This is a genomic window from Bacteroides cellulosilyticus (genome assembly GCF_020091405.1).
Taxonomy (GTDB): Bacteria; Bacteroidota; Bacteroidia; order Bacteroidales; family Bacteroidaceae; genus Bacteroides.
The window spans coordinates 3,571,323-3,597,144 of record NZ_CP081903.1; the positions used below are offsets into that span (position 1 = coordinate 3,571,323).

Genomic DNA, 25,822 nt, shown 5'->3' on the forward strand with positions numbered 1-25,822 from the left:
ATAGATTATAAAAAAGAGGATATATCTGTTATAAATATACCCTCTCACTATTAACACTATAATTATTCTACTGCTACTTTATGGTGCCTGAATAGGATTTTAATTTATTTGATGCGTCTATAACCGTAAACAGCATTAGCGCCCAGTTCTTCTTCGATGCGAAGCAGCTGATTATATTTTGCCATACGGTCGGAACGACTCAATGAACCGGTTTTGATTTGTCCGCTATTGGTGGCAACGGCGATGTCGGCAATCGTGGCGTCTTCCGTTTCACCGGAGCGATGGGAGGTCACGGTAGTGTATCCGTGGCGGTGAGCCATTTCGATGGCATTCAATGTTTCGGTCAGGGAGCCGATTTGGTTTACTTTAATTAGAATAGAGTTGGCACAACCTTTTTCAATACCCATGGCCAGGAAATCAACGTTAGTAACAAAGAGGTCGTCACCTACCAACTGGCAACGGTCGCCGATGCGGTCGGTAAGTTTCTTCCAGCCTTCCCAGTCATTTTCGCTCATGCCGTCTTCGATAGAATCGATAGGGAATTGGTTGATAAGTTGTTCCAGATAGTCAATCTGTTCGTCGGCTGTGCGTTTCTTGCCTTTCTCGCCTTCGAACTTGGTATAATCGTAGATTCCGTCTTTATAGAATTCAGAAGAGGCGCAGTCCATGGCAATCATTACATCCTTGCCCGGTTCGTATCCGGCAGCTTTGATGGCGGCAATAATACTGTTCAGGGCATCTTCTGTACCTTCCAGATTTGGTGCAAAACCGCCTTCGTCACCTACAGCAGTGCTCAGACCACGATCTTTCAGTACTTTCTTTAAAGCGTGGAATACTTCGGCACCCATGCGCAAACCTTCACGGAAGGAAGTTGCACCTACAGGGCGTATCATGAATTCCTGGAAGGCAATAGGAGCGTCACTGTGTGAACCACCGTTGATGATATTCATCATCGGTACGGGCATTACGTATGTATTGGTACCACCGATGTAGCGGTACAGGGGTATATCGAGATAAGCGGCGGCAGCTTTAGCTACGGCGAGGGATACGCCGAGAATAGCATTTGCGCCCAGATTTGATTTCGTTTTTGTTCCATCCAATGCCAGCATGGTATGATCGATGCCCATCTGGTCGAGGGCTGACATTCCGACAAGTTTCGGAGCGATAATATCATTGATGTTTTCTACAGCTTTCAATACGCCTTTGCCTCCATAACGTCCTTTGTCGCCATCACGGAGTTCCAATGCTTCGTGTTCTCCCGTAGAAGCGCCGGAAGGAACGGAAGCACGGCCCATAAAGCCTGATTCCAACATTACATCTACTTCCACTGTGGGATTTCCTCTTGAATCTAGGATTTCACGTCCGATAATCTTTTCTATTTTCATAATTATGATATTATTTGTAATTATTTTAAATAGGGAACAAGAAACAATCGGTTTTTGTTCAGGAAAGTAGTACTGTAATTGCAATTAGATTATCATTTTCCGCCAACTGCTCCCCCCGCCAATGCAGCCAATATTCCCAGCGTGATGCTGATTAAAGTATATGCTATAAACGTTCCATAGAAACCACCTTTCAGCAAGGTCAGACCATCATTGGAAAAAGTAGAGAAAGTAGTGAAGCCACCGCAGAAACCGGCAGTCAATAACAGACGTACTTCGGGCGAGAGATTAAAACGGGCGGAAAGGGTATAAAACAATCCGATGAGAAAACTGCCGAAGATATTGACTGTAAATGTTGCCCAAGGAAAGGAATAGGGGATGATCCGTTCGTGCAGTAATTCCTGTACATAGTAACGGAGCACACTGCCTGTTCCGCCACCAAGGAAAATGTATATCAATTCTTTCATTTTATTCTGTTATTATTCCGATAATGCCTGCAAAGGTACAATTTTCCATTTATATCGGGTTTATATTCCGGTTTTTTCCCTTAATGCTTAAAAATCAGAAACTAAACCAGTTATGCAAACGTTTGCCGGTAAATCATCTATATTTTCATTTTATTCCTTCGTTCACATGTCATTTCATCCTTATATTTGCATCACGATTATAATTCTCTAAAATAATTCAAATCATGAAAAACATGAAAGCAATCAAATTGTTCTGTCTCCTGCTCTTTTTGTTTGTAAGCAACTGGGCAATGGCCGAGAGTATCACCTCGCCGAACGGACAACTGCAACTGAACTTTTCAGTGAACGCACAAGGTGAACCGATCTATGAACTTTCCTACAAAGGAAAAGCTGTTATCAAACCTTCTAAACTCGGCTTGGAACTGAAAGATGCTCCGGGGCTGATGAATGGATTTACACTGGCAAATACCCAAACTTCCACTTTTGATGAGACTTGGGAGCCGGTATGGGGTGAAGTGAAACAAATTCGCAACCATTATAATGAGATGGCTGTAACGTTGAACCAGAAAGCGCAAGATCGCAATATGATCATCCGCTTCCGTCTGTTTGATGACGGTTTGGGTTTCCGTTACGAATTTCCTTTGTCTAAGAACCTGAACTATTTCGTTATCAAGGAAGAGCATACTCAGTTTGCCATGACGGGCGATCACACAGCTTTCTGGATACCGGGCGATTATGATACACAGGAATATGATTATACAGAATCTAAGCTTTCTGAAATCCGTGGCTTGATGGATGGTGCAATCACTCCTAATTCTTCACAGACTACGTTCTCTCCGACGGGTGTACAGACTTCTCTGCAAATGAAAACAGCTGACGGTCTTTATATTAACCTGCATGAGGCTGCTTTGGTGGATTACTCCTGTATGCATCTTAATCTGGATGATAAGAATTTCGTATTCGAGTCCTGGCTTACTCCTGATGCAAAAGGGGATAAAGGATACCTGCAAGCTCCCTGTAAGTCTCCGTGGCGTACGGTTATCGTAAGTGATGACGCCCGTGATATTCTGAATTCCAAACTGACGTTGAATCTGAATGAGCCTTGTGCTTATGAAGATGTTTCTTGGATTAAGCCGGTGAAATATGTAGGCGTATGGTGGGAAATGATTGCCGGAAAGAGCACTTGGGCTTATACCGATGATCTGCCTTCTGTAAAATTGGGTGAAACGGATTATGCCAAAACTAAACCTAACGGACGCCATGGTGCTACCAATGAGAACGTAAAACGTTATATAGACTTTGCTGCTGAAAATGGCCTTGATCAAGTGCTGGTAGAAGGTTGGAACGAAGGATGGGAAGACTGGTTCGGTCATTCTAAAGATTATGTATTTGATTTTGTAACTCCATATCCTGACTTTGATGTAAAGATGTTGAACGCTTACGCTAAAAGTAAGGGTGTGAAATTGATGATGCACCATGAAACTTCGGCATCCGTACGCAATTATGAACGTCATATGGATAAAGCCTACCAGTTTATGGTAGACAACGGTTACAATGCAGTGAAGAGTGGTTATGTAGGCAATATGATTCCTCGTGGAGAGCATCACTACGGTCAGTGGATGAACAACCATTATCTGTACGCCGTGACTAAAGCTGCTGAGTATAAGATTTGCGTAAATGCCCATGAAGCTGTGCGTCCTACCGGACTTTGCCGTACTTATCCTAACCTGATTGGTAACGAGTCTGCCCGTGGTACGGAATATGAGGCTTTTGGTGGCAGTAAACCGTTCCACACTACCTTGCTTCCATTTAATCGTCTGATTGGTGGCCCGATGGATTATACTCCGGGTATCTTTGATACAAAACTCGATTTCATGGGCGATCTGCCTCATGGACAGGTACAGACTACTCTCTGTAAGCAGTTGGCTCTTTACGTGACGCTGTACAGTCCGTTGCAGATGGCTGCCGATTTAGTTGAGAATTATGAGAAGCACATGGATGCTTTCCAATTCATCAAAGATGTAGCGGTAGATTGGGATGATAGTAAATATCTGGAAGCGGAACCGGGTGATTATATTACTGCAGCTCGTAAAGCGAAAGGAACGAATAACTGGTTTGTAGGTGGCATCACAGATGAGAATGCACGTACTGCTAACTTTACTCTGGATTTTCTGGAACCTGGCAAGCAATATGTAGCTACTCTTTATGCTGATGGTAAAGATGCTGACTACAAAGAGAATCCGACTTCTTATCAGATAAAGAAAGGTATTGTGACCAGTAAGACTAAGATGTCTGTGAAGTTGGCACGTAGTGGTGGCTTCGCCCTGAGTCTGATTGAGGCTACTCCGGCAGATAAGAAGGCTGTGAAGAAATGGAGATAGATAAGATTCATCGGATAACTCTCAGATTGAGAGGTACTCTAAAATTAGGGTAAAAAGAGGTTTTTATTAGGCATTAGGTAAATAAGGGGTGTGTCAGACTATAAATTAGACACACCCCTTTCTTTTTTCTTTGTATGACTTCGTAAGCATGTAAACTACAGTTGTGGCCACTAGAAAAGTAAGTATCCTAATCTAAAGAAGTAAGCTATGTGAGAGCAAGTAGAAGGTATGTTATCGTTTTATCTACCACCTTTCAGGAGTAGGAAGTAAGGATATTGCAAAATAGAATCGATGCTTCCACAACTTAATAAGATGATTGAGCAAGAACTTGATGGTATGGCTTGATTACCTCTGAAATGGGAGGCTTTGCATTGACTCGATGGTTGCAGATAATGCACTGGATTATATCATTTGTCACTAAATTTAAATAAACTTTAGAAGTCTTGTGATGTAACAAAGTTTGTCCTGTTTGCAAGGCATTAAGAGCCTGCTTACAAGAAGTTAAGAGTTTGTCGACAAAGAGTCAACTTCCTGTCGACAAACTCTTAACTTCTTGTAAGTGACTAATTCTCAGAGTAGTTTTAAAGTGCCTTTGTAGTTGAGGTAATGAATGGAAGAGTGTTAAATAAAATTCCTTATTGTCTGGTGTGTTAAGCATAGCTTGTACAGGGCTACACCTTTTGCCGCAAAGGGTGTAGCCTAGTCGTGGTAAATAGTGTAGCCCTTTTGGAAGTGCCCTTACAGGTACTTGTGGATGGGATTAAATGATATGATTAGAATTATTTTTATTAAACACTTTGTTCTTTCGAAAATCCCCCTTATCTTTGTGCCCATTAAACGAACGATTAATAGTATATTTTGTTCTATTAAGTCTTTTGTTTACAGTATATTAGAAGTCGAGAACTGTGCTTTTTCAGCAAAATCAGCTTTTCCAGTCTTCAAAAGTGCCTGTTTGCACTTCCTGCGATAGGGAGTCTGAATTTAGGCCGTTGAACGTAGCAAATTCACCATCACGGATTTACGTTTTAACCGGAAGGAATTTTCATTCCCCGGTGTCCCCAAGAAATATCCAGACGAGAACAGTTAATCATTCATGAGCTCTCAATCTTCCATTCTGAATTCTGAATATCATTGGTATGCTTTGCGTATCACCTATAGCCGGGAACTCGTTCTGAAAGAGTTTTTGGACAAGAATAATATCGAAAACTTCATTCCTATGCGTTATGAATATGTAACGCGGAAGGAGCAACGTATTCGTAAACTCGTTCCTGCCATACATAATCTGGTTTTCATTTATTCCACTCGTAAGAAGATTGACGAAATTAAGGAGGAAAATGCTGTTCTTCTACCTCTTCGCTATATCATGGATCGTGAGACGAAGCAGCCGATTATCGTTCCTGAAATCCAAATGCGCCACTTTATAGCCATCGCCGGCTCTTACGACCAACAAGTAATTTACTTGCCGCCTACGGAATATTCCATGCAGAAAGGAGATCGTGTCCGCATCACCGGTGGGGTTTTCGAAGGCGTCGAAGGTATATTTGTTCGTGTAAAAGGTGATCGTCGGGTAGTTGTTTCTATTCAGGGGGTTATGGCAGTAGCTACCACTTTTATTCATCCCTCTCTTATTGTTCCGGTAACAGAAGAATAATTCATAATTTATAATTTTTAATTCATAGTTATATGAAGTCTCAAATCGATGCTTTGCGTCAACTTACGCATGAGCTTCTTTATCTTGGTATGGATGGTGAACCCATTTATGCAGATCGTTTTCGCCAATTGAATTCGGATGTTTATAATCAGGCAGAAACCTTGTATCGGAAGAAAGCCCGGAATGACGAAGAAGAGGTGATTCTTTGTACTACTCTCTTGAAAGCTTATAGTGCTACAATTTACAATCATGGGGATAAGGAAGATAAAGTTCAGATGCTACTTGATCGCAGTTGGAAAATATTGAATAAAATATCTGATTCGCTGTTGAAATGTCGATTATTGGTGGCCTGTTATAGAGAGACGTTAGAGGAAGAATTAGCAAAAGAAGCACATATAATTATAAATAGTTGGGATGGCTTGTTCACTAGTGAGCAACAAGAGGTCATCAATGAATTAGATAAAATTGAGTAAGTGTCCCAATTGGTGTATTGCTTTTGAAATTAAGTCTTCTTACCATATATGTTGCTAAAGGCACTTACATATTTGCTCTATAGTGGTATGGAAGAAATTAAGAATTTATAATGAAATTAGTCAAAGGATTTATAAATAGAATTCGTACGTCAGATTATACTAAGTCCTTATTAGTATTAACTGGAGGAACCTTTATAGCACAATTAATCCCAATTATATTTTATCCAATAATAGGACGGCTATTTACACCAGATCAAATAGGAACAGCTGCAATTTTTTCTCAAATAGCGGCAATATTAGCTATCTTAGTTACTGGTGGATATACTTATTCAATTTTTATTTCTAAAAGTAAGGAAGAGGCCTTTAATATTATTGTATTAGTATTGTCATTGTCGATATTTGTGTTAAGTGTTATATGCTTAACTTTTTATTTCCTAAGGGATGAAATTCATTTATTATTAAATGAACCTCTTTTTGTGAAATTGTTTTTTATCCCAATATTGATAGCATTGTTCATTGTTATTTATCAATGTTATAATGAATGGTGTGTTAAAAATAAATATTTCAAACAGTTGTCCGTGAATAAACTAGTAAATAGTTCATCATTATCTATTGCAGAAACACTGTTTGGGTGTATGAATTCATTGGTCTTAGGTAACGGGAAGGTCTATGGCGAATTAATAGGCAGAGGTATCTCTGCATTCTCTTGTTTATTTTCTATGTTTGTGAAAGATAGAAATCTGTATAAAATCGTGTCATTATCTGTTGTTAAGGAATGTTTGACTAAATATATTAGATTTCCAAAATATGTAATGACTGGAAAATTGATTAATAGTGTATCGTGCGCTATACCTCTATTTTATTTAGGTGCGGTTTTTACTAAAGAGGAACTTGGTTTTTTTTCAATGTCGAATACGATAATAGCAGTTCCTATTTCCATTATTACAATAGCTGTTAGTGATGCATATCGGCAGAGGGCGAATGAAGATTATAACAATTATGGTTCATGCAGAAATATACTCGTTAAAACAATAGTTCCTATCTCTATCATTTCTTTAGTGGGATTTTCTATTCTTTTCATAATCTCTCCATTTCTTTTTGAAATTATTTTAGGTTCACAGTGGATAAATGCTGGCATATATACTAGATATTTAATACCTATGGTTGCCATATCATTTGTTACAGAAGTTATTCGTCCTACTTTAATAATTGCAAGTAAACAGTCATATGATTTTATATGGCAACTTTTGTTTTTGTTTTCAATGTTACTTCTTATTGTTATATCTAATTTATATAGAGACATTTATGTTTTCTTGCTTTTTTTTAGTGGAATAAAGTCATTACTTTTTTTGTTGCAGTTTTATTGGTGCTATAGATATTCGGTAAAATGACATTATGAAAATATTTAAGCATCAACGGATATCACTTTTTTTATTTCTTGTATTATACCGTATAGCACAGGAAATGTATTATGCAAAATTCATTGTGCCTATATATAGCTATGCCGGTTATATTAATGATGCATCATTATCCAGATATATTATATCGTGGGCTTTTTTCATAGGCATGGCCTTATTGTTTATAAAGGCAATGTTTGGAAAAGATCGTTTTTGGAGCAATGTTTCATTTGTGCTTCTATTATTGAAATTCACTCCTTTGACTATTCTACTTGGCTATATTAGTTATGAGAAAGCATACATCGTCACAAATTTTATCTTTTGGTTTATGTTTGTAGTGTTATGTAATAATATGCCATCAATAAAAATAGTGAGCAATGATTGTATTGAAAAGCACAATAGATGTTTAAAGAACTTGTTTTATATTGTTATTGGTCTATTTGTTATATCAGTTTTATACATTTCTATAAGATATACTGGTTTTCATCTTCATACCTCGTTATTTGATGTATATGATATTAGATTTGAACAAAGAGAAAATAGCTATCCTACGGTATTTAGGTATATTTTAGCGGCTTCAACACTATTATGCCCGCTAGTTATATGCTATTTGTTGGATAAAAAAAAATATTTTTTGGCATTTGTATTTGCAATAATTATCTATATAGATTTTTCTATTGTGGGATTAAAATCTATAGTTTTTGCAACTGTGATAGGAATTATAATAAGATTGTATTATAAGCAATACTATCTTAGGTATATTCCGTTATTAGCATCGATATTTATTCTTTTAATCTCATTTGTAAAAAATGCAACAATACAGTTAGGTGTTTCTTTTGTTTTTTGGAGAGTGTTTTATGTTCCATCTGGAATGGATTATGAATATTATACTTTTTTCAATCTGTTTGAACCGGATTATTATAGGAATAGCATTTTTAGCAGATTTGGCATGAATTCTCCCTATTCATCAACTAGTGTAGATATTGCTGTGGGGGAATACTTTTCACCAGAAGTGGAAGGCATAAGAGCTAATAATGGATTAATTAGTGAAGCGTATGCTAATTTTGGAAATGAAGGTTGTTTTATATTACCCTTTATATTAGTTGTTTACTTTAAAATTATAAGTTCATGTGCGAAAGGAGTAAATGAGTCATATATATTTTTTATAGCTGTGATATTTTCATATGCGATTATTTCAACTTTCATTCCCGCAACCTTTTTATCTAGTGGAGTTTGGGCTTTATTGATTATTCTTATATCATATAGAACTAATCCCCAAAAAACTTTATGAATATAAATGATTTGTATGATTCTATTCGTTGGTATTAGTAAGAAGTGAAAAAATGAGAAACTTTAAAGATCTTAAAATTGCTGTAGCTGGAACAGGCTATGTGGGCTTGTCGTTGGCTACTTTGCTTGCACAACATCATCAAGTGATAGCTGTTGATGTGGTATCTGAAAAGGTCGAAAAAATCAATAGGCGAATCAGTCCTATTCAGGATGAATATATTGAAAAGTATTTTTCGGAAAAGAAACTGAACCTGACAGCTACGTTGGACGGTGCAACGGCTTATAGTGATGCCGATTTTGTAGTGATTGCAGCTCCTACAAACTACGACCCTCAGAAGAATTTCTTTGATACGCATCATATTGAGGATGTGATTGATTTGGTACTAGAGGTTAATCCCGATGCAACAATGGTAATCAAAAGTACTATTCCGGTTGGTTATTGCCGTTCCTTGTACGTGAAGTATACTGAAAAATTTAAGGAGAAAGGGTGGGACACCACACACAAATTTCGTTTGCTCTTTTCGCCTGAGTTCCTGCGCGAAAGTAAGGCATTATATGACAACTTATATCCTAGTCGCATAATCGTGGGTTATCCCAAAATGATTGGTCAGTTTGATGAGGAGAATAAGGCTATCCATACCATTGGAGGCAATGATCTTGAGGAGGCGGCGCATGTTTTTGCTTCTCTATTGCAGGAAGGGGCTATAAAGAAGGATATTGACACTCTTTTTATGGGTTTGAAGGAGGCGGAAGCTGTGAAGCTTTTTGCCAATACTTATCTGGCTCTTCGTGTCAGTTACTTCAATGAATTAGATACCTATGCTGAAATCAAGGGATTAGATACACAAGCTATTATTCAAGGAGTAGGGCTTGACCCCCGTATTGGTACCCATTACAATAATCCCAGCTTTGGTTATGGCGGTTACTGCCTGCCCAAAGACACGAAACAGTTACTGGCTAATTATAACGATGTACCACAGAATATGATGACTGCTATTGTTGAGAGTAATCGTACCCGTAAGGACTTCATAGCTGACCAAGTTTTGAAAAAAGCGGGCTATTATAGTTACAGTGAACAAAATGGATATGATAAAACACAGGAAAAGGAGTGTGTGATTGGTATTTATCGTCTCACAATGAAAAGTAACTCTGATAATTTTCGTCAAAGTGCTATTCAAGGTATCATGAAACGCATCAAGGCTAAGGGCGCTACAGTGATTATCTATGAACCTGTACTGGAGGATGGTAGTCTTTTCTTTGGGAGTAAGGTAAATAATGATTTGGAGAAATTCAAGTTAATGAGTCATTCCATCATTGCTAATCGTTATGACGATTGTCTGGATGATGTGAAGGAGAAGGTTTATACTAGAGATGTATTTAAACGAGACTCGTAAAAATAATTATAATTATTGGCCCCAATAGACTTTTACTTATTATAAATCAGTTAAATTAATTTACTGAAATCGGTTCTAAAAATATTAATTTGAAGTAAATCGTAGTATTTTCTATGTTTTATAGCTAACGCAAAGCTGTATATACAGGGAATGCGAATTTGCATATGATTATGAATATTCTTCTATTATCAACCATTTACCCGCTTCCTTCAAGGGAAAATAAGGGAACTTCGGTATGTCATTACTTTACAAAGGAGTGGGTAAAAGAAGGTCACAATGTGCGTGTGGTACATTATCAGGCTGTATATCCTTTCTTTTACTATTGGGCAGCTCGGGTAGCGAGAGATTTGATCACTGCGAAAACAGGTGCGGTAGTTTATACAAAACGTGATAAGGGGGCGCAATATGAATGGGATGGTGTGCAAGTATTGAGAATACCATTATTCAAACCAATTCCTCATGGGAGATTTTTATCAATTTCTATCAGAAAATCTATTCAAAAAATAGTTAATAGTAATACTGAAGCTGATTTTATACCTGATATTATAGTAGGGCATTTTCCTAATCCTCAGATAGAGGTGGTTGCGAAGTTGAAAAGTATTTATTCTTCAGCAACAACTGCTATTATAATGCATGAGAATTTTGATCTGGAGGGTGTTTACGGTGAACGATTTAAATGTTTTTATAATAAAATTGATTTGTGGGGGTTCCGTTCAAAGAAATATAGAGAAGATTTCGAAGAGAGATATGGTAAGCTTAAGCATTCTTTTATCTGTTATTCTGGTGTTCCCGCAAGTTATATTACAGAAAGCAATACTCATTCATTTGAGAAGCCATTAAGTAAATTTATCTATGTTGGTGAGATGATTCAACGTAAATATCCGGCTGAAATTATCGAGGCTTTGGTTAATGTTTATGAGGATAAAAATTTTCACATTGACTATGTGGGCAATGGTCATGAATTGGAAACCATAAAATTGAAGATGAAGAAATATCATTTGGAGAGTCAAGTGACTATTTGTGGTAGGATTCCGAGAGATGAAATAAAGGCTAAGTATGACAATGCTGACTGTATGATAATGATTAGTCGTAGGGAAGTTTATGGATTAGTCTATTTGGAGGCTATGGCTCGTGGGTGCATTACTATAGCTTCTAAGAAAGAAGGGTTTGATGGTGTGATAGAAGATGGTGTGAACGGTTTCTTATGTGAAGCGGGTAACATTCAAGAGCTTGCAAATATAATTCGTAAAATTAATAAACTCACTCCGGATGAAAGGTTAGCTGTTTCAGAGAGAGCAATTGAAACTGCTCGTCGTTTGACAGATAAGAATGCCGCTGATTTATATTTGAATAATTTGATTGTTAAATAAAAATCACTTGAACATATAACGATTCCCTGTCTTATTCATCATTGAATTATCAGCATCCACATTTAATGGCTTGTCCATAACAACTGAAATAAAATATCCATATTGTATTCTAAATTATAAAATGTCAATCAAAGATTGTAAAATCATCGAACTCCCCAAATTCTTAGATACGAGGGGGAATCTTTCGTTTGCAGAACAGAACAATCATATTCCATTTGAAATCAAGAGAACATATTGGATTTATGATGTTCCGGGAGGAGAATGCCGTGGAAGTCACGCATTCAGGAATACGGAAGAATTTATAGTTGCACTTTCAGGAGGTTTTGATGTGATAGTGGATGATGGTGATAGGCAGAATAAGTTTACGCTTAATCGTTCTTATTATGGTCTTTATATTCCGAAAGGGTTGTGGAGAAGAATAGATAATTTCTCAACAAATTCTCTTGCATTGGAATTTGCTTCAACTAGTTATATTCCAGATGACTATATTAGAAATTATGACGACTATTTACAGTTAAAGAGCAATGGAGAAATATAGTGTATTTGATTGCTCAATGATTGAGCTGGACAAACATCACAGTGATCGTAAGGGTAACCTGACTGTAGTGCAGAATGGCGATACTCTTCCTTTTGATGTGAAGCGTGTATACTATCTGTATGATGTCCCGGGAGGTGAGTCTCGTGGAGCACACGCGCACAGAGATTTGAGCCAGTTTATGGTTGCCGCATCCGGTTCCTTTCGTGTAACCTTGGATGATGGCAAAGTTAAACGTTCTTTTTTCTTGAATCGTCCTTATCAAGGCCTATATGTAAAACCCGGTATATGGCGTGACTTGGATGATTTTTCTTCTGGTGCTGTTTGCATGGTTTTGGCTTCTGATGTATATAAAAAGGAAGACTATATTCGTAATTATGATGAATTTCTTGAATTTAGGGAGATTAGCAATGATACATCCGTTAAGCGATTGTAAGAATCAAAATGTTCCGACCTCTACTAATATCTGGCAGTACTGCGTAGTATTTCCTGAGGCCAGGATTGGCGAAAAATGCAATATTTGTTCTCATTGTCTGATTGAGAATAATGTGGTGATTGGTAATAATGTTACTATTAAGTGTGGTGTCCAAGTTTGGGATGGTATTGAGTTGGAAGATAATGTAATGGTAGGTGCTAATACGACTTTTACCAATGATATGTATCCAAAGTCGAAGAATGCGGATTGGGTTCTTCTTAAGACAAAGGTGTGCAAGGGTGCATCTATCGGTGCTGGTTCTACGATACTTCCAGGGATAACCATTGGTGAGGATGCCATGATTGGTGCTGGCAGTGTGGTGACAAAGAATGTGCCTGCCGGAGAAATTTGGGTAGGTAATCCAGCGAAATTTCTTAGAAAAATAGCTGATAAATAAAGAAAAACAAAATGATACCTTTTCTTTCATTAAAAGATGTAACCGCTCTTCACGGAGCTGAGATAAATGAGGCTGTAAGCCGTGTGGTTAACGGAGGTTGGTACCTTCAAGGCAAGGAGAACGAACGCTTTGAGGAGAATTACTCACAATTTGTTGGAGTACAATATACAGTTGGTTGTGCCAATGGCTTGGATGCACTGATTTGGATTTTCCGTGCATACATTGAGATGGGTGTAATGCAACCAGGTGATGAGGTTATTGTACCGGCAAATACCTATATTGCAACTATTCTTGCTATCACAGAAAATGGTTTGAAGCCTGTTCTTGTAGAGCCAAGACTGAATACGCTTGAGATTGATGAGGATAAGATAGAGGAAGTTATAACTTCTCGTACAAAAGCTATAGCTCTTGTGCATCTCTATGGTCGTTTGGCTTGGAGTGAGAAAATTGCCAATATTTGCAAAAAATATAATCTGAAGTTAGTAGAGGATAATGCTCAAGCGCATGGCTGTTTGACAGCTGATGGTTGCATGACAGGTTCGTTAGGTGATGCTGCTGGACATAGCTTTTATCCGGGAAAGAATTTAGGTGCATTAGGTGATGGTGGTGCTGTGACAACTAATGATTTGGAACTGGCCATCACTGTGCGTACTTTGGCTAACTATGGTTCACAGAAAAAATATATATTCAAATATAGGGGACGTAATAGTAGACTTGACGAGGTTCAAGCAGCTGTGCTGAATGTGAAATTGAAATATCTTGTTGAAGATAATACATATCGTAAAGAAGTGGCTAAATATTATATTCAAAACATTAAACATCCCTTGGTTTCTTTGCCGGATACATTATCTTATGGAAGTAATGTCTTCCACTTGTTTCCTGTATTGTGTGAAAAGCGTGATGAACTACATGACTATTTGGAGCGGAATGGTGTCGGGACTGTGATTCATTACCCTATACCTCCACATAAACAAGAATGTTACAAAGAGTGGGCCAACCTAAATCTTCCTATTACGGAATACATATCTGAACATGAGCTGAGTATACCAATTGGACCTACGATTTCAATGGAGGAGGTGAAGGACGTTGTGAAGTTGATTAATAATTTTTCAGTAAAGTAACTTTGTATAAATGATTGCATACAATATGGATCATTCTGGTATATTGGTAAGTAAATTTGTATGTAAATATTGTTTATTAGGGGATTTACCCTCCTTTTTTACTCCTTATCGTTGTGAATATAAGTACATCTAGTGATTGTTAATAAGTATTTCTATATGAGTAGCAAAATAAGAACAATTTGGATTGTAAATAAATATGCAATGCCGCCTCAATATGAATCCAGACTGCGTGCTATAAAGTTTGCCTATTATTTGACCGAATTTGGTTACAAGGTGATATTATTTGGATCAAGTGTCATGCATAACATGGATTTAAATATCATTGAAGATAACTCAAAATATATGAGGCGAAAGTATGGCAAGATTGATTTTGTGCATATTAATACGTTAATGTATAGTAAGGCATCTAAAGTAAGGAGAGTATTGAGCGATTATCTTTTCTTTAAGAGATTGGTGAATTTAGCAGATAACTTTGAATGTCCAGATTGTATTATTGCGACAGGAGGACCTCTCTTGACGAACCCATTATTGAAATATGCCCAAAAAAGAGGTGTTTCATATATAAAGGAAAGTCTAGATGTTTGGCCTGATAATTTTGTGGATTTTGGGTTAATTTCTAAATGGAACCCAATAGTGAAGTTGTTATTTGCTCAATCAAAATATAATTGTGCCAAATCAGACGCGCTTGTTTTTTCTTGGTCTGGTTGTTATGACTACCTTAAAAATAAAAGATGGGATGTTGACAACGGTGGTCCTATTGATTTGAAAAAGGTATTTTATATAAATAATGGGGTTGATCTTGACGATTTTGAAAATTTTAAGCAACAATTTATCATTGATGATCCAGATTTACGTTCTTGCCATAAAAAAGTTGTTTATTTAGGTTCATTAAGGCACGTGAATAATGTAATGCAATTGGTCTATGCTGCAGAAATCTTAGAAAATAAGAAAAAAGATGTGAAATTTCTAATTTATGGGGATGGTACAGAACGAGAGAAAATAATATCATATTGTAAAGAACATCAGCTATCTAATATTATTGTTAAAGATAAGTGGATAGATCCAAAATATGTTCCATATGTACTATCCAAAAGTTATCTAAATATATTAAATTACCTGTCATCTGATTTTGCAAAAAATGGTATAAGCTCAAGTAAAATGTTCCAATATATGGCTGCAGGTAAGCCAATCGTTTGTAATATTAATATTTATGATTGCCCTATTTCTAAAAATCGTATTGGTATTGCGAGGGAATATACTTCTTCAGCTGATTATGCAGAAGAGATATTAAAAATTTTAGATTTGCCTGAAGGAGAATATGCGTTAATGTGTGATAGAGCTAGGTTGGCAGCTAAAGAGTTTGACTATAAATTTCTTGCAAAGAAAATGGTTGATGTCATTAATAGTATATAAGAATGAGCAATATTAAATTCAGACTAGCTAAACCTTCTGATGCAAAACAAATAGCGAATGTGCATTGGAATGTAAGAGAAAGATATCAAAAAGGAATTTTTTTATCACTAGGAAAATCTTTTCTTCGATCTTATTATAAAGTGATACTTAATGATCCATACGAAGTTGTCGTTTGTGCAGAAAATAGTCAGAGAAAGATTATTGGTTTCAGCAGTGCAACTTTGGATGCGAAATATCAGGCTTTAACAATAAAGAAAAATATTGTTAGACTTGGATTTTCGGCATTAGGAAGTCTAATATTTCATCCTAGATTGATAATTGAAGTTATTGATCGATATAAGTCATTGGATAAAAAAAATAAAATAAAATTTATACATAATGAAGGCGTTAGAGGAGAGTATTGGTGTTGGTTAAAGAATGAAGATGATGGGGTAAAATCGATAGAAATGGGGCATGTTAAGGAGAATATTATTTATAATTTAGGTTATAGAGAATTGTTTTTTGAAGTGGATAAATTCAATAAGAGGGTATATAAATTTTATACAAAAATAGATAAGTCAGAGGTGGTGGAAGAGATTGTGTTACCAGATGGAAGAGAAAGGGTTTTATTTAAAAAACAACTAAAATCAGATAATGGTTTAGTTTTATAATTGTCTAATATGGCATTTTTTAATTTCAAGAATATTAAAGTTGCAGGAGTGGCATGTGCCGTTCCTAGTAATGAAGTTAAGACAGAAAGCTACAAGCCTTTGTTTGGTGATGTAGAGGTGGATAAGTTTATGGCGATGACGGGTGTAAGAGCCTCACGCCGTACTTCTGAATATCAAACTTGTTCAGATCTTGGTTATAGAGCAGCTAAAGAACTTTTGAAAAAGAATGGTATTAGTTCTGAAGAGATTGGGGCATTGTTGTTTGTATCACATAGTCCAGATTATCGTCGCCCTTCTACCGCTTTTGTATTGCAATATCGTTTAGGAATTCCTAAAGAAGCTGTTTGTTATGATATCAGTTTAGGATGTTCATCATTGGTCGTAGGTATGCAGACTATTGCTTCGATTATGACCACTAGTGACATAAAAAGAGCACTGGTTGTTGTTGGTGACACAGCTGGGAAGTCTGTTTATCCAACTGATAAAAGTTCGGCTATGCTGTTTGGCGAGGCTGGTGCGGTGATGTTGCTGGAAAAGACTGATAATGAATATGATGAAATAACAGCATTGCTTCGTAGTGATGGTTCGGGATATCGATATATGATTGTTCCGGGTGGTGGTTATCGTAACCTTCATGCGAATGAAAAAGTTGTAATGTGCGAAGATGGAAATGAACGTACATTGATGAATAGTTTCATTCAAGGCACTTCAGTGTTTACATTTACGATTTTTGATGTGCCTCGTCTTATTAAGGATTTTTTTACTCAAACGGGAACGACATCTGATAGTTATGATTGCTTTGCTTTTCATCAAGCTAATCTTTATATATTGAAGCAGATAGCAAAGAAATCCAGGATCGATTTTGATAAAATTCCTATCTCACTTGATCGTTATGGAAATACCTCTGGTGCTTCTGCTATCGTGTCGCTTTGTGATCGCTATGGAAATAACAATGAACATAAAGTTATCAAAGTGATGACTTGTGGTTTTGGTATCGGCATTTCTTTGGGTGCCACTTCGTTTGAAATAAATACAGACGATATTTTGCCAATTTTTGAGGATGATGAAATCTTTGAAGAAGGGCTTATTACTAATCCTAACCAATTATACGAAAAGAAATGATAACAAATATTCTTTCCTATCTTGATGCAATGGCACAACGCTTTCCTGATAAAACAGCTATTGCTGATGAAAAGACTTTTTTGACTTTTGCCGAATGGAAATATCAAGCTGAAGTCATTGGAACAGCGTTAGGTATTGCTACAGATAAGCAGATGCGTAGACCTGTACTGGTATTTGTCGATCGTCGGATAGAAGGACTTGTGGGATTTATGGGCGTAGTGGAGAGTGGCAATTTTTATGTACCTATCGACTGTAAGATGCCTGATCAGCGTGTAAAGCTCATCAATGATGTGCTTAATCCGATAGCGGCTATCACTACTACGGTTGCTGATGATAAGATACTTGACTTGATTGAGTTTAAAGGGGTGCGTTTCAATTATGCAGAGGTGATAGATAATGAGGTGGACAAGGCGTATATTGCAGATGTTCGATCTAAAGTGATAGACACTGATCCTCTCTATTCTATCTTTACTAGTGGTTCGACTGGAGTTCCCAAAGGAGTAGTAATTAGTCACCGTGGTGCTATTGATCTTGCAGAGTGGCTTGTCGAAACATTTGGATTTGATGAAACTGATGCACTTGGAAATCAAACTCCATTCTATTTTGACGGTTCGGTGAAGGATATTTATATTTGTTTGAAGTCGGGTGCTACGCTCAACATTATAGCCAAGAAGTATTTCACTTTTACAAAATTGTTGGTGAAGTTCCTTAATGAACGAAAGATTACAACTATCTTATGGGCTACATCTGCTGTAGTGCTAGTTGGTAATAGCCAAATACTAAATGATAGTGTTCCAAAATATATAAAACGTGTATTTTTTGCAGGTGAAGCAATGCCGGCAAAGCAACTGAAAGTTTGGATACATAAATTACCAAATGCTCAATACGTAAATTTGTATGGACCAACCGAAATTACTGTTGACTGTACCTATTATGTAGTGAATCGTGATTTTGATGACGATGAATACATACCTATTGGTAAAGCTTGTCATAATATGGAAGTACTGGTGTTCAATGATCAAGATAAGCTTGTAGGAGTGAATGAGATAGGTGAGTTATGTGTGCGTGGTACCGGTGTAGCTCTTGGTTATTATAACAACGAAATTAAAACTCATGAGGTATTTGTCCAAAATCCGCTTCATAATTTTTATGATGATAAAATCTACCGTACGGGTGATATCGTAAAATATAACAAACATGGAGAGATTGAATTTGTGTCACGTAAGGATTTTCAAATAAAACATATGGGGCATCGCATTGAATTAGAAGAAATAGAAGTCGTTGTTAATTCAATTGCAGATATTTCTAATGCTGCTTGTATCTTTGATCAAGAAAAGGATTCCATTATTCTCTATTATACAACTGTTTCAGGTGAAGAACTGGACATTATTAATTTGATAAAAGATAAACTCCCTAAATATATGTTTCCTAATGAAGTCTTTCACTTGAGAGTGTTGCCTTATAATATGAATGGTAAAATAGATCGTATAGAGTTGAAGAAGAATTATGATGCTCAATAAAATAAATACTATTGAACGATATGTGGAGATAGTTGAACAATATCGAAGTAAAGAAGGGGCTTCCAACGATTATTTGCAAAGAGAAGCGGAGACTTTGATAAATAACGGTGAACTTTTTGAAGTTTGTGATAGGCATAATGCTTTTCTTTTTGTGAAAAAAAATACTGGATTTAGAATGTATTATTATATCAATGATTTTAATGCAAAACCAGATTTTAATGAACTTAAAGATGTAGTGGTTGAAATTTTATATCGTGGAAAAAGTTATTTTCCACAGAAAGAAATAGAATTTCTTGAAAAGGTAGGGTTTAGGGTTAATCTTATTAGAGACCAGTATTTAGGAGTATATAAGGATTTGGAAAGACCAATTAAAATAGAAGGGGTGAAAGTCGAATTTGCAAAAAACTTATGGGAGATAGAAAAAGCTTGTAAGTTATTTAATGATTCATTTGATATTTTGAGTGGCGATTATATAACTTCTGATATGTATGAAAAATTATTGATAAATAATGCTATTTGGATTGCGCATGGCATTGATAATGATGAATTTCTAGGGGCATTGCATCAGACTTTTACAGGTAAAACAGCTTGTATTTCACATGTGGCAGTTATTCCTGAAGGAAGAGGTAGACACGTAGGACAGGTTCTGCTTGATACGTTTATAGAAAATAATATGGAAAATGAGAAACATCGTTATATGCTTTGGGTACAACATCAGAATACTGTAGCTGTTAGTATGTATCAGAAGAAAGGATTTAAGTATACTTTTAAATCGACAATATCATTAATAAAATAAATAATAGAACTATGGAGAAACTATTGGAAATATTGCAGCGTGTTCGACCAGATGTCGATTTCAACAATGAAACATTATTAATTGATGATGGAATTTTGGATTCAATGGATGTCGTGTCTATTATATCTGAGTTAGATGATGAATTTGGCGTACAAGTTCGTATTAATGAACTAATTCCCGATAATTTCAATTCAGTTGAAGCGATTTGGAATTTGATTCAGAACTTGAAAAATCCTAAAGAAAATACTAAATGATAAATCCAATGGATTTGACTGATAAGCGTATATTGCTTATTGGAGGTTCAAATGCTTTAGACGAAGCAATTTTTCGTCAGATCAAAGAACTTGGTGCGAAAGTCGAAGTGTATGAAGAGAGAAATACAGCACACATTGAGCCATATATCAAGCAACTCGTAAAATCCAATGGTGCCTTTGATGGTGTTGTATTTGCTATTGTACACAGTGATTTTAAACCACTTCAATTTGTTAAACCTGGAAATTTGAATGAAATTTTGAATGACAATTTCAATGTTTTTATTGAGGTCGTACGTTCGCTCAGGAAAGCAAAAGGGATGGAAAACGGAGCAAGTATTGTAGCAATGTCCTCTATTAGTAGCATCAAAGCTATGAAAGCAAAGATGGCTTTCTGTTCTTCAAAAGCTGCTTTGGATGCAGCTGTTAGGTGTTTGGCTGTTGAATTTGCCAATGATGGTATTCGAGTGAATTCTGTCCAAAAAGGTGGAGTTGACGCTGATTTTGAAAAAAATCATATTCAGAGTATTAGTGCTATTAATGGCGGTTTAGTACAGCAGCAGATTTTGGGGTTGACAAAAGCTGAAGAGGTAGCAAATGTAATCGCCTTTTTACTTAGTGATGCTACTAAAACGATTACGGGTACATCAGTAGTAATAGATGGAGGATATATATTATGAATAGTGCTATAGATTTTACAAATAAGACTTTTGTTGTGGCTGGTGCTGGTGGCATTGGTGCTGCTACAGCTAAAACACTTAATGCTTATGGTGCTCGAATTCTTTTATTAGATTTCAATGAAAATAATCTCAATAGAACTTTACTAGAACTCAAAGGTGAAGGAAATAAAACATATATATGTGACTTCTCGGCAATCCATACTATTGAACCTTGTGTAAACTCCATTATTGAAGAGAATGGTCCTGTGGACGGATTGGTATTTTGTGTTGGAGTTGGTGTAGTGCGTCCCTTAAAGTTGTCAAAATACGAATTTATGCTGAAAGTGATGAATATTAATTTTTTTTCATTCATAGAGATGATAAGATGTTTTTCTACTCGTAACGCATATAATTTACAAGGTATGAATGTTGTTGGCGTTTCAGCAATTGGTGCTTTTCTTGGAAATTCAACGAAAACTGCATATTGTGCATCTAAGGCTGCTATGAATTCTGCTGTTCGCTGTATTGCAAAAGAATTAGCTCCTAAAAATATTCGTATAAATACAGTTGCACCTGGTGTTACTGATACTCCTATGGCAAGAATGTCTGAAAATTATGGGGGGGATTCTGAGGAATACAAACAGATACTACACCGACAGTATTTAGGCATTTGTCAGCCCGAAGACATTGCAAATACAGTGGTTTATTTAATGAGTGACTTGTCTAAAATGGTTACAGGTAGTTGCATTAGTGTTGATGGCGGTAAATTATCATCATAATAATTAAATCTTTTTTTTACAATGACTATTGAAGAAAAAATTGCAGTTCTAGAAGATATGCTGGAACTAGAGAATGGTACATTGACTGTGGAGACGAAACTTTCTACGGTAGATGAATTTGATTCTATGGCGAAACTTTCGCTTATTGTTATTTCTGATGAAGAATTCGGAAAGAAATTAACAGGTGAACAGCTTCGTGAGTTCAAAACCATAGGTGATATTCTTACATTTTGGGAATAATGCTCAAGGTTAAAAAAATCATTAACGATGCCCCTTCTTCAAATATGTATGTACTATTTGAGGAGGGGCAGAATAATGCTTTTCTTATAGATGTGAGTGATGTAAAAGTGTTGTTTAATGAATTGCCGAAAGATTTGAATATTCGAGGGATTTTTCTTACACATACACACTTCGACCACATTGCAGGCATAAATGAGCTTGTTTCACGATTTCCTAGTTGTAGTATTTATACATCAAAATATGGAGAAGAAGCATTGTATGACGATAGGAAAAATTTTTCGTTTTATTATGAACATTCTACCATATATGAAGGTCAGAATGTGATACTCCTTTCAAGTGGTGATGAAGTTCAATTATTTAATAATGTAATGTTATACGTAATTGAGACACCTGGTCATTGTCCAAGTTGTTTGACTTATTATACGGATAACTATATTTTCACAGGAGATAGTTATATTCCTAATGTTAAAGTTGTAACTAAATTACCGTATGGTGATAAAATAAAAGCAGAGACTTCTATTGAACATATTCTTTGTTTGGCTGAAAGCAGAATTGTTTATGCAGGACATGATGTGGATAAGTGGAAAAGTATTTTGTAGATTATTATCATAAAAATAAGATATGAATCAGCAAATGCCTTTTGGCTCAAACAATGCAATAAAGCGGAAATATTTCTCCTGCGGACTTACATATTTGATTCATTTAAAATAATTCAATATAGTAGATCATGAAAATTCCATTTTCGCCCCCTTATATTGACGAGGCGGTCATCAACGAAGTCGTTGATTCGTTACGTTCCGGCTGGATAACTTCCGGTCCTAAAGTAAAAGCATTGGAAGAAGAAATAAAAGTATTCTCTAATGCAAAAGAAGTGCTTTGTGTAAACTCATGGACTTCGGGAGCTATTATGATGCTTCGTTGGTTGGGAGTAACTGCTGAAGATGAAGTAATTGTGCCGGCGTATACATATAGTGCTACGGCATTAGCAGTCCTTCATGCGGGTGCAAAGCCTGCTATGGTAGATTCCGGAGAGGATTTCAATATCTCTGTGGATGCTATTCGAAAAGCAATTACGCCAAGGACCAAGGCTATTATTCCGGTAGATATTGCAGGCTTCCCTTGTGATTACGACCGTATCATGAGACTCGTTAATGAACCGGAAATACGCAATCTGTTTCAGGCGACGTCATTGGTACAGGAAAAATTAGGACGTATTCTTGTAATGAATGATGCGGCCCATTCTTTGGGAGCTTATTACAGCAAGAATCAGCGTACAGGATGCGAAACGGATATTGCTATCTTCTCTCTTCACGCCGTAAAGAATGTGACGACGGCCGAAGGAGGAGCCATCTGCCTGAATTTGCCCGAACCGTTTGATAATGCGGAACTCTACAAAGAATTGCGTATGATGAGTTTGAATTGTCAAACTAAAGATGCTTTTTCCAAATCCAAAGCCGGTGGTTGGCGTTATGACATAGTCGGTCTGGGAATGAAAATAAATATGGCTGATGTAAATGCAGCTATCGGTTTGGCTCAGATACGGGAATATCCTGAACTACTGAAAGAACGTAAAAGAGTATTCAATACCTATTCTAAAGCATTTGCTGATTGTGACTGGGCTATTTTGCCACCTTCTGAAGATGGAGAAAAAGAAAGCTCATATCATATCTATGCATTGCGTATCAAAGATTTCACAGAGGAACAGCGTGATCGTATGATTGATGAAATCGCGAAAAGTGAGGTTGCCGTGAACGTCCATTTTATCCCGATGCCGATGCTTTCCTTCTTCAGCTCATTGGGATATGATATAAAGAACTATCCACAAGCTTATGAGAATTTTAAAGGTGAAATCTCCTTGCCCATTTATCCACAGTTGGATGAAGAAAAGCTGGACTTTATAATCAAAGCTGTAAAAGATGCATACCTTAAAGTGACTGTTGATAGGTGATGATTCGTTTTTTTGATATTTTATTTTCCTTTCTGGGTATTCTATTCTTATCTCCTGTTTTCCTTTTCCTGTATATTGCTATCCGTCTGGAAAGTAAAGGTGGTGGTTTCTATAAACAGCTACGTGTGGGACGTGGAGGGACGGATTTTTATGTCTATAAGTTCCGCTCAATGCGTATAGGAGCTGATAAGCAAGGTTTGATAACTGTAGGCGGACGAGATCCCCGGATTACCCGTATCGGGTATTTTATCCGCAAATATAAATTAGATGAACTACCTCAGTTATTCAATGTATTGAAGGGTGATATGAGTCTGGTAGGGCCGCGTCCGGAGGTTCGTAAATATGTGGAACTCTACACTGAGGAACAGCGGAGAGTGTTGTCTGTTCGCCCGGGAATTACGGATTATGCATCTATAGAATATGTAGATGAAAATACGATTTTGGGACAGGCTGAGGATGCGGACAAAGCGTATGTAGAGCTGATACTTCCGGATAAGATACGCTACAATATGAAATATATTGGGCATCAGTCTGTAATGGAATATTTCAAGATTATATTTTTGACTATATGGAGCATTGTTCGTTGATGAGACGTACCATTGAGATAATGAAATGGCTATTTGTTCCACATTATGTTTGGAAGAAGTAGTATTGAATTGAATGGTGTAATAAAAAAGGTCGAAACCGATAAAGATTTCGACCTTTTTTATTACATATCCTCCAACGTCAAGCATTTTCCCTCAATCTCATATTTGAAAAGTACTTTTTTATGAATCGCTTCTATCTTGCTTTGGAACAACTCAGGTTTGAAATTCTTTCGCAATCGTTTAACTTCTGCAATAAGTGCTTTTTTCTCAAATAAATAAATCCCCACTATATCTATCTCATTAGCATTACCTTTAGTTTCCCACCAAGAGCCGATATTCAGAAATTCCCCGCTCTCTATCATTTTCTGGCGAAAATAGTCCTCTAACATGAAACCTGAATAAGTAGGATAGTCTCTTTTAATAATACTACTTAATCCACTGAAATTCCGTATCTCCAGCAATGATTGATATTTATCGAAATACCGGAACCAGAAACGTAAAAATGGATCGGATATTTCATACCTTACGGTTTGCGTCCCTTCTTTCGAGAATATAGGGCGCTTTTTGGAAACTATGCTATAATCTTCTTCCAGGCGTTTCAGATATCCGCCTAGGCTGATCCCTAACTTCGCTTCCATTTCAGTAATCGTATTTCTTCCCTCGGCAATAGCTCCTATAATAGAGAAATAATTGCCGTATTTCTTTCCGAATTCTTGTATTAATAAAGTGTTTCCTTCATCTATAAAGGGAGAGTCGGGCTGTACCATGAAGTCAACCATGCTTTCCATTTCAGTTGTTCCGGCATCCATTAATAATTCTATATATTTAGGGACGCCTCCGGTAAATGTGTAGAGTGCCAGTAAGTCATCAGGCGTGTAGTCAGGTTTGTAATCATGTAGTATTTGTTTGATAACATCAGTGGTAAAGGGATACAATTTCAAAACTCTGTCACTCCTTCCATATAATGGTTCTTTGGCATTCTTGAATATCTGCTCCATTAATGTGTATACAGAGCCACTGACGATGAGGTTGACATTTGTTCGGGTACGGAAACGGTCCCAAATGTCCTGCATGCCACTGTAAACGGAGGGATTGATATTATAGAATTCCTGAAACTCATCGATAACTAAATTGAATTTATTCCGGATGCCCTGTTCCATAACAAACTCAAAGAGTTCAGTGAAGTTGTATATCTTTCCGGGAATAGTTATATTTAAAACTAGGGCAACGGTTTCTGCAAACTTAGAGCACAAATCGGCCTCATTGCTTCGTTTGACGAACCAATAAAGAGTAGGAGTGTTTTCGCAACTCTTAAATATCAGGCTTGTTTTGCCTATGCGTCGACGCCCTGTCAAAACTGTTAGCTTTGAATGTTCTGAAAAAGCTAACTCACGCACTTTTTGCAGTTCGTCCAATTCTTTCTCGCGGTTGTAGAATTTCATAATGAGTTTCCTATTGTAACGATGGTTAATTTCACGGTGGTTAAATTAACCGTGGTTACAAAAATAGGAGATTTTATGGAAA

The 25,822-nt window shown here is 36.6% G+C and carries 26 protein-coding genes; 23 read left to right on the forward strand and 3 right to left on the reverse strand.

Annotated elements, in window-relative coordinates; translation table 11 throughout:
* Positions 1-104: 104 nt before the first annotated feature.
* Positions 105-1,385 carry a phosphopyruvate hydratase gene (eno, locus tag K6V21_RS12845; protein WP_217716361.1) on the reverse strand — a complete coding sequence of 427 codons (1,281 nt, stop codon included), beginning with the start codon at positions 1,383-1,385 and terminating at the stop codon, positions 105-107.
* A gap of 92 nt (positions 1,386-1,477) precedes the next feature.
* Complete coding sequence (gene crcB, locus K6V21_RS12850) at positions 1,478-1,849, reverse strand: fluoride efflux transporter CrcB (RefSeq protein ID WP_224318821.1); 372 nt, start codon at positions 1,847-1,849, stop codon at positions 1,478-1,480.
* A gap of 224 nt (positions 1,850-2,073) precedes the next feature.
* On the opposite strand from crcB, the gene K6V21_RS12855 reads away from it, so the two are divergent.
* The 23 genes from K6V21_RS12855 (at position 2,074) to K6V21_RS12965 (ending at position 24,298) form a co-directional block, all read left to right on the forward strand.
* Positions 2,074-4,230, forward strand: coding sequence for a glycoside hydrolase family 97 protein (locus K6V21_RS12855; RefSeq protein ID WP_224318823.1), 2,157 nt, complete (start codon positions 2,074-2,076; stop codon positions 4,228-4,230).
* A 1,093-nt stretch (positions 4,231-5,323) separates the two neighbouring features.
* Positions 5,324-5,881 (forward strand): UpxY family transcription antiterminator, encoded by a 558-nt coding sequence (locus K6V21_RS12860; RefSeq protein WP_224318826.1) that lies wholly within the window; start codon positions 5,324-5,326, stop codon positions 5,879-5,881.
* Between the two features lie 32 nt (positions 5,882-5,913).
* On the forward strand, positions 5,914-6,354 hold the full coding sequence (locus tag K6V21_RS12865; RefSeq protein WP_224318829.1) for a UpxZ family transcription anti-terminator antagonist: 441 nt from the start codon (positions 5,914-5,916) through the stop codon (positions 6,352-6,354).
* A 110-nt stretch (positions 6,355-6,464) separates the two neighbouring features.
* Positions 6,465-7,745: a lipopolysaccharide biosynthesis protein gene (locus tag K6V21_RS12870; RefSeq protein WP_224318831.1), complete on the forward strand. Its 1,281-nt coding sequence runs from the start codon at positions 6,465-6,467 to the stop codon at positions 7,743-7,745.
* 4 nt (positions 7,746-7,749) lie between these two features.
* Positions 7,750-9,042, forward strand: a complete 1,293-nt coding sequence (locus tag K6V21_RS12875; protein WP_224318833.1) for a hypothetical protein — start codon at positions 7,750-7,752, stop codon at positions 9,040-9,042.
* A gap of 52 nt (positions 9,043-9,094) precedes the next feature.
* Positions 9,095-10,435 (forward strand): nucleotide sugar dehydrogenase, encoded by a 1,341-nt coding sequence (locus tag K6V21_RS12880; protein ID WP_224318836.1) that lies wholly within the window; start codon positions 9,095-9,097, stop codon positions 10,433-10,435.
* Between the two features lie 170 nt (positions 10,436-10,605).
* Positions 10,606-11,805, forward strand: a complete 1,200-nt coding sequence (locus tag K6V21_RS12885) for a glycosyltransferase (protein ID WP_224318839.1) — start codon at positions 10,606-10,608, stop codon at positions 11,803-11,805.
* 121 nt (positions 11,806-11,926) lie between these two features.
* Positions 11,927-12,343 carry a sugar 3,4-ketoisomerase gene (locus K6V21_RS12890; protein ID WP_224318843.1) on the forward strand — a complete coding sequence of 139 codons (417 nt, stop codon included), beginning with the start codon at positions 11,927-11,929 and terminating at the stop codon, positions 12,341-12,343.
* A complete protein-coding gene (locus tag K6V21_RS12895; protein ID WP_022208050.1) occupies positions 12,330-12,776 on the forward strand; it encodes a sugar 3,4-ketoisomerase in 447 nt (148 codons plus the stop codon). Before K6V21_RS12890 ends, K6V21_RS12895 begins: the two co-directional genes overlap by 14 nt.
* A complete protein-coding gene (locus tag K6V21_RS12900; RefSeq protein WP_224318845.1) occupies positions 12,751-13,212 on the forward strand; it encodes an acyltransferase in 462 nt (153 codons plus the stop codon). The genes K6V21_RS12895 and K6V21_RS12900 overlap by 26 nt, the downstream gene beginning before the upstream one ends.
* A gap of 11 nt (positions 13,213-13,223) precedes the next feature.
* Complete coding sequence (locus K6V21_RS12905; protein ID WP_224318849.1) at positions 13,224-14,333, forward strand: DegT/DnrJ/EryC1/StrS family aminotransferase; 1,110 nt, start codon at positions 13,224-13,226, stop codon at positions 14,331-14,333.
* Between the two features lie 156 nt (positions 14,334-14,489).
* A complete protein-coding gene (locus tag K6V21_RS12910) occupies positions 14,490-15,746 on the forward strand; it encodes a glycosyltransferase family 4 protein (protein ID WP_224318852.1) in 1,257 nt (418 codons plus the stop codon).
* Between the two features lie 2 nt (positions 15,747-15,748).
* A complete protein-coding gene (locus K6V21_RS12915) occupies positions 15,749-16,396 on the forward strand; it encodes a hypothetical protein (RefSeq protein WP_022208045.1) in 648 nt (215 codons plus the stop codon).
* Positions 16,397-16,405: 9 nt separating this feature from the next.
* Positions 16,406-17,518: a 3-oxoacyl-ACP synthase III family protein gene (locus K6V21_RS12920; protein ID WP_224318856.1), complete on the forward strand. Its 1,113-nt coding sequence runs from the start codon at positions 16,406-16,408 to the stop codon at positions 17,516-17,518.
* Positions 17,515-19,038, forward strand: coding sequence for an amino acid adenylation domain-containing protein (locus tag K6V21_RS12925; protein WP_224318859.1), 1,524 nt, complete (start codon positions 17,515-17,517; stop codon positions 19,036-19,038). The genes K6V21_RS12920 and K6V21_RS12925 overlap by 4 nt, the downstream gene beginning before the upstream one ends.
* Positions 19,025-19,834: a GNAT family N-acetyltransferase gene (locus tag K6V21_RS12930; protein ID WP_224318860.1), complete on the forward strand. Its 810-nt coding sequence runs from the start codon at positions 19,025-19,027 to the stop codon at positions 19,832-19,834. The genes K6V21_RS12925 and K6V21_RS12930 overlap by 14 nt, the downstream gene beginning before the upstream one ends.
* 11 nt (positions 19,835-19,845) lie before the next feature.
* Entirely contained in the window at positions 19,846-20,088 is a 243-nt protein-coding gene (locus tag K6V21_RS12935; RefSeq protein ID WP_224318861.1) for an acyl carrier protein, read from the forward strand.
* An 8-nt stretch (positions 20,089-20,096) separates the two neighbouring features.
* Positions 20,097-20,765, forward strand: coding sequence for an SDR family oxidoreductase (locus K6V21_RS12940; RefSeq protein WP_224318862.1), 669 nt, complete (start codon positions 20,097-20,099; stop codon positions 20,763-20,765).
* Positions 20,762-21,523 (forward strand): SDR family NAD(P)-dependent oxidoreductase, encoded by a 762-nt coding sequence (locus K6V21_RS12945; RefSeq protein ID WP_224318863.1) that lies wholly within the window; start codon positions 20,762-20,764, stop codon positions 21,521-21,523. The genes K6V21_RS12940 and K6V21_RS12945 overlap by 4 nt, the downstream gene beginning before the upstream one ends.
* A gap of 57 nt (positions 21,524-21,580) precedes the next feature.
* On the forward strand, positions 21,581-21,763 hold the full coding sequence (locus K6V21_RS12950; protein ID WP_224318864.1) for an acyl carrier protein: 183 nt from the start codon (positions 21,581-21,583) through the stop codon (positions 21,761-21,763).
* On the forward strand, positions 21,763-22,362 hold the full coding sequence (locus K6V21_RS12955; protein ID WP_224322040.1) for an MBL fold metallo-hydrolase: 600 nt from the start codon (positions 21,763-21,765) through the stop codon (positions 22,360-22,362). Before K6V21_RS12950 ends, K6V21_RS12955 begins: the two co-directional genes overlap by 1 nt.
* A 128-nt stretch (positions 22,363-22,490) precedes the next feature.
* Positions 22,491-23,711 (forward strand): DegT/DnrJ/EryC1/StrS family aminotransferase, encoded by a 1,221-nt coding sequence (locus tag K6V21_RS12960; RefSeq protein WP_224318865.1) that lies wholly within the window; start codon positions 22,491-22,493, stop codon positions 23,709-23,711.
* Complete coding sequence (locus tag K6V21_RS12965) at positions 23,711-24,298, forward strand: sugar transferase (RefSeq protein WP_224318866.1); 588 nt, start codon at positions 23,711-23,713, stop codon at positions 24,296-24,298. The genes K6V21_RS12960 and K6V21_RS12965 overlap by 1 nt, the downstream gene beginning before the upstream one ends.
* Before the next feature lie 122 nt (positions 24,299-24,420).
* On the opposite strand, the gene K6V21_RS12970 is transcribed toward K6V21_RS12965, so the two are convergent.
* On the reverse strand, positions 24,421-25,740 hold the full coding sequence (locus K6V21_RS12970) for an ATP-binding protein (RefSeq protein WP_224318867.1): 1,320 nt from the start codon (positions 25,738-25,740) through the stop codon (positions 24,421-24,423).
* Positions 25,741-25,822: the final 82 nt, after the last annotated feature.

Excerpts from the sequence above, each read along its gene's own strand:
- eno (WP_217716361.1), bottom strand. The coding sequence starts at position 1,385 with ATGAAAATAGAAAAGATTATCGGACGTGAAATCCTAGATTCAAGAGGA.
- crcB (WP_224318821.1), bottom strand. The coding sequence starts at position 1,849 with ATGAAAGAATTGATATACATTTTCCTTGGTGGCGGAACAGGCAGTGTG.
- K6V21_RS12855 (WP_224318823.1), top strand. The coding sequence starts at position 2,074 with ATGAAAAACATGAAAGCAATCAAATTGTTCTGTCTCCTGCTCTTTTTG.
- K6V21_RS12860 (WP_224318826.1), top strand. The coding sequence starts at position 5,324 with ATGAGCTCTCAATCTTCCATTCTGAATTCTGAATATCATTGGTATGCT.
- K6V21_RS12865 (WP_224318829.1), top strand. The coding sequence starts at position 5,914 with ATGAAGTCTCAAATCGATGCTTTGCGTCAACTTACGCATGAGCTTCTT.
- K6V21_RS12870 (WP_224318831.1), top strand. The coding sequence starts at position 6,465 with ATGAAATTAGTCAAAGGATTTATAAATAGAATTCGTACGTCAGATTAT.
- K6V21_RS12875 (WP_224318833.1), top strand. The coding sequence starts at position 7,750 with ATGAAAATATTTAAGCATCAACGGATATCACTTTTTTTATTTCTTGTA.
- K6V21_RS12880 (WP_224318836.1), top strand. The coding sequence starts at position 9,095 with ATGAGAAACTTTAAAGATCTTAAAATTGCTGTAGCTGGAACAGGCTAT.
- K6V21_RS12885 (WP_224318839.1), top strand. The coding sequence starts at position 10,606 with ATGAATATTCTTCTATTATCAACCATTTACCCGCTTCCTTCAAGGGAA.
- K6V21_RS12890 (WP_224318843.1), top strand. The coding sequence starts at position 11,927 with ATGTCAATCAAAGATTGTAAAATCATCGAACTCCCCAAATTCTTAGAT.
- K6V21_RS12895 (WP_022208050.1), top strand. The coding sequence starts at position 12,330 with ATGGAGAAATATAGTGTATTTGATTGCTCAATGATTGAGCTGGACAAA.
- K6V21_RS12900 (WP_224318845.1), top strand. The coding sequence starts at position 12,751 with ATGATACATCCGTTAAGCGATTGTAAGAATCAAAATGTTCCGACCTCT.
- K6V21_RS12905 (WP_224318849.1), top strand. The coding sequence starts at position 13,224 with ATGATACCTTTTCTTTCATTAAAAGATGTAACCGCTCTTCACGGAGCT.
- K6V21_RS12910 (WP_224318852.1), top strand. The coding sequence starts at position 14,490 with ATGAGTAGCAAAATAAGAACAATTTGGATTGTAAATAAATATGCAATG.
- K6V21_RS12915 (WP_022208045.1), top strand. The coding sequence starts at position 15,749 with ATGAGCAATATTAAATTCAGACTAGCTAAACCTTCTGATGCAAAACAA.
- K6V21_RS12920 (WP_224318856.1), top strand. The coding sequence starts at position 16,406 with ATGGCATTTTTTAATTTCAAGAATATTAAAGTTGCAGGAGTGGCATGT.
- K6V21_RS12925 (WP_224318859.1), top strand. The coding sequence starts at position 17,515 with ATGATAACAAATATTCTTTCCTATCTTGATGCAATGGCACAACGCTTT.
- K6V21_RS12930 (WP_224318860.1), top strand. The coding sequence starts at position 19,025 with ATGATGCTCAATAAAATAAATACTATTGAACGATATGTGGAGATAGTT.
- K6V21_RS12935 (WP_224318861.1), top strand. The coding sequence starts at position 19,846 with ATGGAGAAACTATTGGAAATATTGCAGCGTGTTCGACCAGATGTCGAT.
- K6V21_RS12940 (WP_224318862.1), top strand. The coding sequence starts at position 20,097 with ATGGATTTGACTGATAAGCGTATATTGCTTATTGGAGGTTCAAATGCT.
- K6V21_RS12945 (WP_224318863.1), top strand. The coding sequence starts at position 20,762 with ATGAATAGTGCTATAGATTTTACAAATAAGACTTTTGTTGTGGCTGGT.
- K6V21_RS12950 (WP_224318864.1), top strand. The coding sequence starts at position 21,581 with ATGCTGGAACTAGAGAATGGTACATTGACTGTGGAGACGAAACTTTCT.
- K6V21_RS12955 (WP_224322040.1), top strand. The coding sequence starts at position 21,763 with ATGCTCAAGGTTAAAAAAATCATTAACGATGCCCCTTCTTCAAATATG.
- K6V21_RS12960 (WP_224318865.1), top strand. The coding sequence starts at position 22,491 with ATGAAAATTCCATTTTCGCCCCCTTATATTGACGAGGCGGTCATCAAC.
- K6V21_RS12965 (WP_224318866.1), top strand. The coding sequence starts at position 23,711 with ATGATTCGTTTTTTTGATATTTTATTTTCCTTTCTGGGTATTCTATTC.
- K6V21_RS12970 (WP_224318867.1), bottom strand. The coding sequence starts at position 25,740 with ATGAAATTCTACAACCGCGAGAAAGAATTGGACGAACTGCAAAAAGTG.